This is a genomic window from Methylobacterium sp. AC433 (assembly GCF_979253015.1).
The window spans coordinates 535,269-547,185 of the sequence record NZ_CEEDBN010000001.1 but is presented as its reverse complement, the minus strand read 5'-3'; the positions used below and the strand labels follow the sequence as shown (position 1 = coordinate 547,185).

Annotated in this window: 14 protein-coding genes; 10 read left to right on the top strand and 4 right to left on the bottom strand. The window is 67.1% G+C overall.

The features are described 5' to 3' along the window. Positions 1–398 precede the first annotated feature (398 nt). From AC0IWM_RS02635 to AC0IWM_RS02625, 3 genes are all read left to right on the top strand, one after another. The gene (locus tag AC0IWM_RS02635) at positions 399–1,481 is read left to right on the top strand and encodes a catalase family protein (RefSeq protein WP_471753098.1); all 1,083 of its coding nucleotides are present in this window, start codon (positions 399–401) and stop codon (positions 1,479–1,481) included. Positions 1,482–1,615: 134 nt separating this feature from the next. Then, positions 1,616–2,014, top strand: a complete 399-nt coding sequence (locus tag AC0IWM_RS02630) for an MAPEG family protein (protein WP_471752936.1) — start codon at positions 1,616–1,618, stop codon at positions 2,012–2,014. Positions 2,015–2,856: 842 nt separating this feature from the next. Continuing rightward, the gene (locus AC0IWM_RS02625) at positions 2,857–3,204 is read left to right on the top strand and encodes a hypothetical protein (RefSeq protein ID WP_471752935.1); all 348 of its coding nucleotides are present in this window, start codon (positions 2,857–2,859) and stop codon (positions 3,202–3,204) included. 2 nt (positions 3,205–3,206) lie between these two features. Here the strand turns inward: AC0IWM_RS02625 and AC0IWM_RS02620 are convergent, their stop codons facing one another. From AC0IWM_RS02620 to AC0IWM_RS02610, 3 genes are all read right to left on the bottom strand, one after another. Continuing rightward, complete coding sequence (locus AC0IWM_RS02620) at positions 3,207–4,118, bottom strand: lytic transglycosylase domain-containing protein (RefSeq protein ID WP_471752934.1); 912 nt, start codon at positions 4,116–4,118, stop codon at positions 3,207–3,209. Between the two features lie 140 nt (positions 4,119–4,258). Next, positions 4,259–4,840, bottom strand: a complete 582-nt coding sequence (locus tag AC0IWM_RS02615) for a hypothetical protein (protein WP_471752933.1) — start codon at positions 4,838–4,840, stop codon at positions 4,259–4,261. Positions 4,841–5,020: 180 nt separating this feature from the next. Beyond that, entirely contained in the window at positions 5,021–6,277 is a 1,257-nt protein-coding gene (locus AC0IWM_RS02610) for a hypothetical protein (protein ID WP_471752932.1), read from the bottom strand. Positions 6,278–6,632: 355 nt separating this feature from the next. Here AC0IWM_RS02610 and AC0IWM_RS02605 point away from each other — a divergent pair, with 355 nt between their 5' ends. The 7 genes from AC0IWM_RS02605 to AC0IWM_RS02575 all read left to right on the top strand — a co-directional run bounded on the left by AC0IWM_RS02605 (position 6,633) and on the right by AC0IWM_RS02575 (position 10,767). Next, entirely contained in the window at positions 6,633–6,848 is a 216-nt protein-coding gene (locus AC0IWM_RS02605) for a hypothetical protein (RefSeq protein ID WP_471752931.1), read from the top strand. Between the two features lie 207 nt (positions 6,849–7,055). Next, on the top strand, positions 7,056–7,625 hold the full coding sequence (locus AC0IWM_RS02600) for a helix-turn-helix transcriptional regulator (RefSeq protein WP_471752930.1): 570 nt from the start codon (positions 7,056–7,058) through the stop codon (positions 7,623–7,625). Further along, a complete protein-coding gene (csgH, locus tag AC0IWM_RS02595) occupies positions 7,622–8,035 on the top strand; it encodes a curli-like amyloid fiber formation chaperone CsgH (protein WP_471752929.1) in 414 nt (137 codons plus the stop codon). The genes AC0IWM_RS02600 and csgH overlap by 4 nt, the downstream gene beginning before the upstream one ends. 8 nt (positions 8,036–8,043) lie before the next feature. Then, positions 8,044–8,733, top strand: coding sequence for a hypothetical protein (locus tag AC0IWM_RS02590; RefSeq protein ID WP_471752928.1), 690 nt, complete (start codon positions 8,044–8,046; stop codon positions 8,731–8,733). Positions 8,734–8,835: 102 nt separating this feature from the next. Continuing rightward, positions 8,836–9,243: a curli assembly protein CsgF gene (locus AC0IWM_RS02585; RefSeq protein ID WP_471752927.1), complete on the top strand. Its 408-nt coding sequence runs from the start codon at positions 8,836–8,838 to the stop codon at positions 9,241–9,243. 139 nt (positions 9,244–9,382) lie between these two features. Next, complete coding sequence (locus tag AC0IWM_RS02580) at positions 9,383–10,372, top strand: CsgG/HfaB family protein (protein WP_471752926.1); 990 nt, start codon at positions 9,383–9,385, stop codon at positions 10,370–10,372. Positions 10,373–10,383: 11 nt separating this feature from the next. Next, entirely contained in the window at positions 10,384–10,767 is a 384-nt protein-coding gene (locus AC0IWM_RS02575; protein WP_471752925.1) for a hypothetical protein, read from the top strand. A gap of 91 nt (positions 10,768–10,858) precedes the next feature. Here the strand turns inward: AC0IWM_RS02575 and AC0IWM_RS02570 are convergent, their stop codons facing one another. Beyond that, a complete protein-coding gene (locus AC0IWM_RS02570) occupies positions 10,859–11,731 on the bottom strand; it encodes a glycosyltransferase family 2 protein (RefSeq protein WP_471752924.1) in 873 nt (290 codons plus the stop codon). Positions 11,732–11,917: the final 186 nt, after the last annotated feature.

The window sequence follows — 11,917 nt, the reverse complement described above, 5'->3', positions numbered from 1 at the left end:
CGAGGCTTCGTCGGGGGCCAGCGAACCGTTCGGGCGAACCGGACAGGGCCGGCGGACCACCCCCGTGACCTGAGGCCCCGGAGCTGGGCCGCGGATCGGCATCGACGTCCCCTCCCCTCCGCGTCTCGAACGAGATCCGTCCGGATCAGACCCGAGAACGGGCGCGGCGGGCGATTCGGCCTGCGGAAGCGGCGACACCGCGCAGGGCGGTTCCAGCGGAGCGCGCCCGGCCATTCGAGGTCCCGACGATCCCGTCGCGTCGGAGCTCCCGACCGGCGCGCTCACGGAGCCTTGAACGGGGAGGCGACCGGAACGGAGGACCGGGAGGCCGGTTCACCTCGGGCGTGTCCCGACCGGGATGCGTGACCATACCCAGCCCCGTGATCCCGCCCGAGCCCATGATCCTGCAAGCGCCCGTCCGCTACACGACCGAAGTCGAACAGGTGAAGCCCGACGAAGGGGAGACCATCGAGCGGCTGAACGAGACCTTCGACAAGATCCTGCGGACCGTCGCCGATGATTCCGGGCACGCGGTCCGCGCGGTGCACGCCAAGGCGCACGGCATCCTGGATGGCGTCCTGAGGATCGACGCGAACCTGCCCCCCGAGTTGGCGCAGGGCCTCTTCGCCAAGCCCGGCGAGCACACGGTCTATCTGCGCCTGTCGACGAATGCGGGCGATATACTGCCGGACGCCGTCTCCCTGCCGCGCGGCCTCGCCCTCAAGGTGCTCGACGTGGAGGGCGAGCGTCTGCCGGATGCCGAGGGCACGACCCAGGACTTCATCATGGTCAACGGCAAAGTGTTCCAGGCGCCGAGCGCCGAGACGTTCCTCGGGAGCCTGAAGCTGTTGGCCGCCACCACCGATCGGGTCGAGGGCCTCAAGGTCGCGGCCTCGACGGTGCTACGCGGGGTCAACAGGGCGCTGCACGCCGTGGGTGTCGAGAGCACGACGCTGGCCTCCCTCGGCGGCGCGCCGAACGTCGACCCGCTCGGCGAGACCTATTACAGCGTCACGCCGTTCCGGTACGGCGACCACATCGCCAAGTTCTCCGTCGCCCCCGTCGCCCCCGCACTCACCGCGCTGACCGGGTCAGAGATCGACGCGTCCAGCCATCCCGATGCGATCCGCGAAACGGTGCGGTCGGAGATGCGCGACCTCGTAGGCACCTGGGAGTTCCGCGTCCAGCTCTGCCGCGACCTCGACCGCCAGTCCGTCGAAGATCCGACGGTGGAGTGGAGCGAGGCTGATGCGCCGTTCCAGCGCGTCGGCCTCATCACGGTCCGGCCGCAGGACAGCTGGGACGCCGCCCGCGTCCAGGCGGTCGACGAGGAGATGCGCTTCAGCGTCTGGACGGGGCTGGCCGCCCACCAGCCCCTCGGCAACATCAATCGGGCGCGCAAGAGCCCCTACGCGCACTCGGCCGAGTTCCGGCAGCGTTTCAACGGGTGCCCCATCCACGAACACGGCGCCCGGCGCTGAGAACTCCGCCGGTGCCGGGTCTCCGTCCCATCGCCGCCTGAAGCACAGGATCGGGTCACCCCAGGGATTCACGGTTCGTGATCCTGCCCGTGCCGGGTCCTGCCCTTCGCCTTGCCATCCATCGGAGTGAACGCGTGATCTATCCCGCCTCGACGGCCTTCTCCGGGGCGGTGCTCGCGCTCCTCTATGTCGGGCTCTCCGCCTGGGTCATGGCCGGCCGCGTCTCCGCGGATGTCCTGCACGGTGACGGCGGCAAGGCAGGGTTGGAGAAGCGAATTCGCGCGCAGGGAAATTTCGGGGAGTATGTGCCGCTGGCCCTCCTCCTCATCGGCCTGCTGGAGGCCGGAGGTGGCGGCCCGACCCTGGTGCGCAGCCTCCTGATCGGGCTCGTCGTCGCGCGCGTGCTGCACCCCTTCGGAATGTTCGCGCCCAAGAACGCGCCGAGTCAGTTCGTATGTCGCGGAGGCGAGATCCTGGCGACCCTCGCCGTCATCGCGGTCGCCGCCGTCGCCCTTCTCCTGCGCGTCGGCTGAGGCCCGCGGCGCACGTCATCCTTTCGGGTGAGCGAGGCCGCGACGGCGGGCGGCGCGAGCGTCGGTCCCCGACCGCCGGGTGCAGACGCGCTCCCGCCCGACAGTCTCTCACCGGAGGTTCGGATGGATCGAAACGGCCCAGGCGCCCAGGAGGCGTGTCGACCGTCCCGGCGGATAAAGGTCATTTTCCCTTGCGATTCGGAAGGCTGAGCTGTTCGACCCAGACATCCTGTCCCCTCGGACGCGGTTGCGGTCGAAGCTTCTGCGGATTCCGGTTGCCGCGGGGCCGGCCCATGGTTCCGTGGACCGTGCTCGATCTGGGCAGTCGCTGACCGGCTTTCGAGGGCGGCGGCACGGCGGCCGCGAGCGGCTCGGACGTGCCGTCACCCGCAGGGATCGGGCGCCCGTTCGCGTCCGTCCCGCTCTCCAGCGTCACCGGTGGCGGCGTCCGCTGTCCCTCGAAGCGCAGGATGCAATTGCGCAGTTCCGTCGGGTCCTGGATCAACGTGCAGTCGTTGACGTTCCCGGCCGTCTGCGCGCGAGCCGGTGCGCCGGAGAGCCCGAGGGCCGCCGTTGCAGCCCAGAAAAGTCGGAGTGCCAGTGTCTTCACGTCAGGTCACACGTCGATTGCGGCACGGGTTCGATTTCCAATCGCAACTTAACTCACCGGAAAGACGGCTACCTTATTGATCTCGGGATCTTAAAGGCTGCCCGGATCCTAGACAATGCGCAGATTTTCTCGTCCAGCCCTTTGGATGACCTGCGCCACGGCGTTCCTTCTCGACGGCCTACTTCCGGCACGGGCGAACGAGATCTGGATCGGCCAGGTTTCGCCGAGCGCGATGCGATCGACCCAACTGGCTTCGGCGGCCCCGTCCCCTTCGCCGGGCACGGGGCCGGAGCCGCACCTCCTGGCCCCGAGCGGCGAGACTCATGCCCTCGACGTGCAGCAGACCGGCTCGGCGAACCGTCTCGCGATCCACCAGACGGGGTGGAACCACAGCGTCGCAGCAATCCAGAGCGGCGGGAACAACACCATCGAGGCGGTGATGCTGGGGAGCCAGAACGCCCTCGCGCTGCAGCAATCCGGGTCCGGTCAGACGATCGTCGCGATCCAGGGCGGATACGCAAACCGGATGTCGGCGGTGCAGGCCGGCCAGGGCAACGTCCTGCGCGTAGACCAGCGATAGACTCAATAGACGGCCGCGACGATGCAGCCGGTGCTGCGCATGCCCTCGCACAGCGCCGCCTCGCCCGAGACCGGACGTCCGACCCTCCGTCCCGGCCGGCCGGCCGCCTGAGCCGTCTGAGCCGTCTGAGCCGTCTGCGAAGGCCGGAACGCAGCGGGCTTGGCGAAGGCCGAATTCGCGGCCCCGGAGGGCAGGATCGTGAGGGCGAAGGCCCATTCCGGCGAGATGCGGGCCGAGGCTCCGGTGAAGGCGGAGCCGCGGGCCGCCGGCAGGGGTCCCGGCATCAGGATCGCCGAGAGGTTCGCCGGCGCCCATTCCTCGGCCTCCCGGCCCGTGATCGCCCGCACGTAGTTGCGCGTCTCCAGCGGCAGGCCGCCCTGGCCCGACAGCCAGGCACGCACGCGGCCCTCCCCGGCATTGTAGGCCGCGGCCGCAAGCCCTTCGTTGCCGAGGCGCCGGTGCAGCGTGGCCAGGAGTTCGGCGGATTTCGGCAGGGCCTTGGCCGGGTCGAACGGATCGTCCAGGCCCATCATCGCCGCCGTGCCCGGCATGAACTGGGCGATGCCCTGCGCGCCGGCGCGGCTGACGGCGTTGGGGTTGTAGCCGCTCTCTTGGCGGATCAGCCGTTTGAAGAAGTCGATCGCGATGCCGTGGCGATGGGCGGCGGCCTCCACCAGCGGCGCGAAGGCGACGGGTCCGGCCGCGCTCGCCTGCAGGAAGCGGGGCGTGGCCGACCCCTGGGGGGTCAGGGTCGAACCCGAGGTCGGCAGCAGAAGTTGGGACGCGGTTCCCCCGGAGCCGGCCCGCAACTGGGCCAGGAGTTCGGCCTCGCCGCCGGGTGCTTGCGGCGCGGCGCTTGCCTCGACCGCGAGGATGGACAGGACAGCGACGAGACCGAATGCGATCGACCGCATGAGAAGCCCTCCCCCGAGGGGCCGCCGCGTTTCCCGGGCTGGCCCTTAATCTCAAGAACGTTTGCCACCGACCGTACGGCGCCGCCGCAGAGACGTCCGCGCCATTCTAAATCGCCGATGATGATCGATCCCTTATGGGATCAGCGCACGGTCCCGGGCTTCGGCGTCACCTGGCGCACTTCCGTCATCGTCGGTTCGCCGACCTTGAGGCGGCCGGCCGGAGGGGCGGCCGCTGCGGCGACGGGGGAAGCCGCGACCATGGCGGGTGCCGGCCTCGCCGCCTCGGGCGGCCGAGCGCCGGACATCGGGGCCGTCGCCACGGCGTTCGGCTTGCCGAGGAGGCCGATCCGGACCTTCACGGCGATCACCTTGCCGGCGGCCGCGTCCCAACTGCACTCGTAGATGATCCGCGCCCACTCCCTTTGCGGGCTCAGGAAACGGATGGAATCGCCCCGGTAGCGCACCACGGAAGATGTCGGAACCTCGGGCGGATCGGCTTCCTGGAAGATGCCTCCGTAGGGTCGCGAGATCCAGTCGAAGTCGTTGGGAGCCTGCGCTTCGATCTGGGACGCACAGGGTTGAAGCGCCCGGTCGGCGTTCGAGCGGACACAATCCGCGTTGCAGGCCGCTGCGGGCATCGGCGCCTGCGCCTGCGCCCTCGTCACCGAGAGGACCGGAACGGCGAGGATGACGAGAGCCGCCGTGGTGAGGAACCGGATCATGAGCCGCTCTGACAGGACGATGCGCTGTGCGACGTCGAAGCTGCGACGGCGGATGCCGTCACGCTGATTCGGACGTCGCTTCGGAAGGGGAATGCGAAGGCTGGGAAGCTGCAGCCGAAATGCTCGACGCGGCGACCGACATCCAGGGGAGGCCGGTCGCCGCGTCGCGCCCATGAGCGCTTACTGGCGGACCGTGGCGACGTTGCCGCTGCCAGACTGGCTGAACGACGTCGTGTTGAACGAACCGTTCTGCGACATCGTCATCACGTTCTGCCCGCCGGGGCCGCCGGACTGCATCTGCATGCCGTTGACGGTGTTGTTGTTGCCGGACTGGACGATCTCGGCATTGTTACCGGCAACGCCCGAACCACTCTGCACGAGCTGCACGTAGTTGGTGTTTCCGTTCTGAGTGATCAGAGAGATGTCGTTCGTGCCCGATTGGGTGTTGTAGATCGTGTTGTCATTATTGCCGTACTGGTACAGCCTCGCGTTTCCACCGGTTCCGCTCTGAGTGTTGACGATCAGGTTATTGGTGCCACTGCCCTGATACGTGTCGGCGAAGACGCTGTTGCCACTCTGTGTATTGTAGATCTGACTCTGCACACTGCCGACATCCTGGATGCCGAAGAAGGTGTTGATCGAACCCGACTGCACGTTCTGCACGTAGCCACGCTCGCCGCGTTGCACGATGGTCGCGTCGCGACCGTTGGCGGCGCCCGACTGGAGATTGTAGGTCCTGTTCGAGACACCGGTCTGCTGGACGGTCAGGTTTGCCGTCCCTCCGGTCTGATACGACTCGACCACATGCGAACCGCCGCCGCCCTGGAAGATGTTTGCGTTGGTGAACCCTGTCGTCTGAAGCGCATAAGCCTGGTTGTTGTTGGACTGCTGATCGACAACGATGGACGAGTACTGCGCTGAACCCCTCCCCCGGTCCGAATTTTGGGTCTGATCGGTCGTCGCCCGGTTCCCGTTGCCGACCTGATTCACCGTCGTGATCGCAAGCGTCGCCGTCTGGTTCACGCGGGCCTGGTTGTCGTTACCCTGCCCCTGGAACACGGTGGCCGTACCACTGTTGTTGCCGCCGTCGGCAAAACCGCCCTGCGTGATCTGGATGAAGCTGCTCGTGGAGCCGCTGCCCTGCGTCGCCGTCGCCGAATTCTTCGTCGCGGTGTTGCCGTCGACGCCCTTCTGGTCGACTAAGATCTGTCCATTCTCGGAGCCGCCGGCCTGGGTGGCATCGACGGTGTTGCTGGTACCGTCCTGGTTGACGCGGATGTATCGGGTGCCTGCGGACGCATCTTGCTGAGAGGTCGTTGTCCGGTTGCCGGTTCCGTTCTGGGTCAAGTCAACGGTATTGCGATCACCTGCGAAAGCAGACGTCGTCAGGCCGATTGCAGCAACGCCCATTGAAAGAGCGAGAAGATGCTTATGCATGATGGCTAAACTCCTGTGCGGAGTAGAGGCTTTCGCCTCCTCCCAAGTGTCGACGAGCGGACTTGCGCCGCAGTTTATGTCAAAGGATATACTCGCTCGCCCCGCCGGGCATTCGATCCTTAACGATTTTTTAGCTACACAGTGTCCGGCCAAGCCACATCATCCAATTGGATGACGATTCAGAATTTGTTTAGAACGACGTCGCGAAAGACACATCGATCATAGATTAAAGTTAATCATCCAAACAGATGATGCGCGTCGAGCGACTTCAGCGCTAGTTATCGAGCCTCCAGCAGGCACTCCGACCTGTTCTTTCGATTGGCCTTTCGCCGTCATGCCGTACGTGACATCTCAAGTGATCAGGGCGGCGTCCTCCCTCGAACACGAGAGCGCCTATCTGATCTGGGTTCACGGCCGTCTGGTCGCGCTCCTCGTCGAGGCGGAGGGCGGCTGGTTCCTGCAACTCGGGCTCGGGCCGTTCGAGGCTGAAGGGCTCATCTTCGCGTCCCTCGGTGACGCGGAGAACTGGGTTCGCAGTTGCATGCCGCAGAGCTGGCTGATCAGCCCATGACGTCGCGGAATCCGCACCGGTATCGGTGTCGTACTGGCGTGTTGCAGCGCCATATCACGCTGCCGCCGCCTTCGATCAAACCTGGGCAATACGAGCTCCGTAATTTCAACCGGTTACGCCGGAGAGATTTCGGAGGCATCTCGGTTGTAAAAATTAATCGAAATTCGCTACAGATGCTGAGCATCTTGAAAGCGTTGCGGAGTCATCGTGAGTTCAGGCCAGCCCCTGCTGCAGTTGCTCGACAGGATGAGCTGCGGCGCTGTGGTCGTCGATTCCGATGGGGATCCGATGGACCTGAATACGACGGCCGCCTACATTCTCGGCCAGCAGGAACTTGGAGCGCTGGGCATTCCATCTCCGGAGGGAAGCCGGCGCGCGCTGCGCAGCCTCCTGAAACAGGCCGGCCAAGCCTTGCAGATCGAGACCGAGACCTGGGTGACGGTCTCGCGGTCGACCGGCGCACCCCTGGTGCTGCACACCATCCCCCTCGCGCAGACCGGATCGGCCGGGTCGCGCACGGTCATCATCCTGGTGGATCTGCGGCACTCTCCGCGCCCGACGCTCAACGTCCTTCAGAAGCTGTTCGACCTGACGCCGGCCGAGGCGCGCCTGGCGATCGAGATCGTCAGCGGCCGAACCCTATCGGAGGTCTCGACCAAGATGGGTCTCAGCAACGCGACGCTTCGGACCCAGCTTTCGGCAGTGTTCACCAAGACCCAGACCCGCCGGCAGGCCGAGCTCGTCGCGCTGCTGACCCGCGTCGCGATCTTCCCATGAGGCGGACGGTGCGCCCGCTGCTCGGCGCGCTCCTCGGCGCCCTCCTTCCACTCCTCGCGATCGGAGCCCACGGCATGGAACCGGCAGCCGGATCGCCCGCGGAGGGCGCCCTTCGGTGCCGGATCCAGCGGGAGACCTCGGGCCCGCTCACGACGCTGCGCGGCATCGCGCTGGCGCGCCGGGATGCGGCGGGCACCTACACCCTGCTGGTGGTCAAGACCGGGCCCGGCGGCTCGTCCCGCGTGTCACAGGGCGGGCGATTCCAGGTCGCGGCCGGCGGCCAGGCCGGGCTCGGTGAAGTCCGCCTCAGCCTGGAGCCCGATGCGGGATTCGAGGCGACCCTGACGCTTGATGTCGATGGCCGGCAGATCAGCTGCGAGGCCAGTTCCGCGACGACGACGCCCTTATGAGGTGCCACATGACCCTCCTCGTCACGCGCGCCCTGATGGTCGCTCTGGGGCTCGCCAGCGGCACGCCACTGGCCGCCCAGCAGAGCGTCTATATCGGCCAGATCGATCCGACGGCCGCGACCTCCCCGCGGCGGCCCTCGAACCAGGCCGCGATCGAGTCGGCGCTCGTCAGCACGGCGCCCGCCACGCTGGGCCTGCCGGCCGCATCGCGGACCACGGGCAGCCTGTCCGAGACCATCGCCGCGGCCGGCCGATCCGGGGCAGCGGGGTCCGCGCAATCCGGGAACCTCGCGATCATCGATCAGTCCGGCACCGCGAACCGCAGCGCCATCACGCAGATGGGCACCGGCAACACGGCCCGCGCCAGCGTGTCCGGGACGGGCAACGTGACCTCACAGACCCAGGATGGGGCATTGAATCAATCGACCCTTGGCCTCCTGGGCGACAACAATGCCCTCGTGAACAGTCAGATCGGAAACGGCAACGCCTCGAACATCAGCGTCGTCGGCTCGGGTTACACCATCACGAATACGCAGAACGGCTCAAATTTATCCTACGGACTGTCCATTACGTCGTCGAACGCCGGTGATAAAAATATCACTGTCGATCAGAGAAGTATTGGATCAGCACTTGCAACAAATCCGAACGGGTTGCCGTCATCAATGAGTGGCGTAAACTCGACTCGTTCTTCGCGATGATGTCAGGCCTGCGCAGATAGGCTTTTCATCGCGGATGGTTAAAGAGGGGCGGCGATGCCAGGACGTGGATTTATCATTTTTATATTCGCGTTGCTGGTTCCGTTGTTCCCGGCGACCGCGAGCCCGCTGAACTATCAGCCCGTCAATCCCTCCTTCGGTGGCTCGCCGCTGAACGGAAACTGGCTCCAGTCGCAGGCGACGGCACAGAACATCTTCGTTCGCCAGAAGCAGATCGCGGACGCGATGGCACAGCAGATCGCGCAGCAGCAGCAGCAAGCCCGGAACACCCCCTCCACGGCCTCGAACTTCGCCGCGGTCATCAATGCGCGCCTGCTGGCGGCGGTGGCCGACCGCATCACCAACGCGATCTTCGGAGAGAACGCGCAGCAGAGCGGTACCTTCGTCGTCCAGGGCACGACGATTCAGTTCCAGCAGCTCGGCCCCAACGTCCAGATTTCCGTGAACGACGGAGCGACCGTCTCCACGGTGACGGTCCCCCTCGGCTTCTGACCTTCCTCGTCCCTCGCGTGAGATCCCGCCCTCGCTCTCCGAGGACCGGCGGGGATCCCACGGAACCGCAGCTCCGCTCAGGGTCCTCAGCGCCCCGACCGGACGGATCGCTGCCATCAATGCCTCCCGGTGCCCTCGGATGACCCTGTTCCCCAAGCGCTTGCTCGTCGCCTGCCTCGCCTGCCTCGCACTGGCCGGATGCGAGACCGTGCTGGGCCAGCGCGAGCCGCTGGCGGAAGCCCCGGTGATCACGCCCGCCTCCCCCACCGGAATCGGGCTGGAGACCCTGCCGCCCCCGGAGCGGGCGATCGACGTCGCCATCTATGCCTTCCCCGACCTCACCGGACAGAACAAGCCGAGCGACAACTTCGCCGAATACTCGCGCGCCGTGACTCAGGGCGGCTCGGCCTTCGCCGTCGACGCCCTGCGCAGGGCCGGCGGCGGCAAGTGGTTCAACGTGGTGGAGCGCGGCGGCCTGCAGTCGCTGCTTCAGGAGCGCCAGCTCATCCGCGCGACGCGGACGGAGTTCGAGGGCGTGAACGCCAAGCCGCTCCCGCCCCTGCGCTTCGCCGGGCTCCTCGTGGAGGGTGGAATCCTGGCCTACGACGCCAACACGGTGACGGGGGGCCTCGGCGCCCGCTATCTCGGGGTCGGCCTCGACACCAAGTACCGCCGCGACATGGTCACGGTGGCCATGCGGGTCGTCTCGGTCCAGAGCGGGCAGGTGCTGCTCAGCGTCACCACCACGAAGACGATCTATTCGGTCCTCGTCTCGGGCAACATCTACAAGTTCGTGGCCCTCGACCGGATCCTGGAGGCCGAGACGGGCTTCTCGCGCAACGAACCGACGCAGCTGGCCGTCCGCGAAGCGATCGAGCTCGCGGTCTACTCCCTCATCATCGAGGGCGCCGAGCGCAAGCTGTGGAAGTTCAAGAACGGCGGCAGCGCCGCCGCGTTGATCGAGCGGTACCGCGGCGCACCGGTGGTGGGTGCGAAGGCCGAACTGGCCGATCCGGTGCCGCCGACCCAGTATTCGCATCTCGAGTCGTCGCCGGCCCCCGCCTCGGCCGCCGCACCCGCATCTCCGCCCGAGGCGCCGCTCCGCGCCGGCGATACGCCCTCCCGATAGGTCGCCGCGCCATGCCCGCCCCCCTGCCGCTCACCCGCATGCTGCGCCTGACCCCTCACGCCTGCCTCGGCCTCGCCCTGGCCGGATGCGTGTCGGCCGGCAACCAGCCCCCGCCCGTCGCGATCGTCACCGATCTCGCCTCGGTCACGACCTGCGCCTTCATCGCCCCCGTCGGAGCTCCGACCTTCGTTCCAGGCGCTCGCCCGCCTTCGGGGTACGAGGCCTTCCAGGATGCGCTTCGCCGGCGAACGGCCGCACTCGGGGGAACGCACCTGTTCCTCACCAACCCCTCCGCAGGCTGGGGCGGGGCGAGCGCGATCGGAAGCGCCTATCGGTGCAGGCAGGCATCGTCCGATCCGCGCAGCGACGCCGCCCGATGGTTCGCCACCGCCTGAGGCGGACGGTGTCTGACACACGCAGCGCCGATCTGGAATGGAAGGCCTGCGGGAGCCCTCCGGTCGCGATCCGGCCCGGCGGCACCCGGGCCTAGAGCCTGAGGATGAACTCGGGTTCGACGCGTCCGACCGCGGCGTGCCACAGACCCAGCAGGTTGCCGCGGAGACGCCCGCGTCGGTCGATATAGGCCTCCGGGCGGACGCTCTTCAGGACATTGGCCAGGAGGTTCCGGAGGATCAGGCGCAGGCCGTAAAGCGCGGGCATGGTCCCCTTCCGGATGAGGTAGAGCGGATTGATGACCTGCGAGTAGCCGAAGCGCAGTCCGCTCACGCGGCCCGACTTGTGGCCCAGATGGACACCTTTCAGGGTGTCGATCTGCACGACCTTGCCCTTCCGCCAGAGCTGGTGCGTGAAATCGATGTCCTCCTGCCAGCCGTAGAGAACCAGGCGCTCGTCGAAGGCGAGCCCTTTCACGGCCTTCGTACTCACCGACATGTTGCAGCCGTAGGACCCCGTCTGCAGCGTGACCGTCATGGGCATGCCCGTCGGTTCCCGGGCGCTCGCGAGGCGGAGGAGCCCATCGTCGAAGCTGAGGCCCGGTCCGCCGATGCCGTCGTAGAGCACGTGGCCCATGACGGAGACCCAGTCCGGGTTCCCGGCCATCGCGGCCAGAAGCGCTTCCAGGTAGGTGTCGGCCGGAATGAAATCGTCGTCGAAGAAGGTCACCACATCGAAGGTGTCCACGACCATCCGGAGCGCGCGGTTGCGCTGGGCGCACAATCCCTTCGGTCCGTAGATGAACCGCACCGGGAAGGGATAGGATCGGGTTTCATCGATCCCGTCCGGGTCGACGGCCGACACGATGACGGCATCGGGAAGCCGCCTCTGCTGGGCCAGATGCGCGAGGAGCCGCGAGAGGAGATCGTTTCGACCGAGGGTCGGGATCACGACTGCCAGTTTCATGTCACGCAACCTGAAGCGAAGGGTCTGACGTTCCCGAGGCGTGGAGCGGTTTCCGATCCGGCCGGCCCCAGGTCTTCCGGCGGCACCGTCGCTCCGGCCGGCGGGTCCTGCGCGCGCCGCCGCCGAAGCAGCGTCCAGCTCTGCCCGGAAGCCTGCGCGACTCCGCGTCCGGTCGCCCGATCCGCG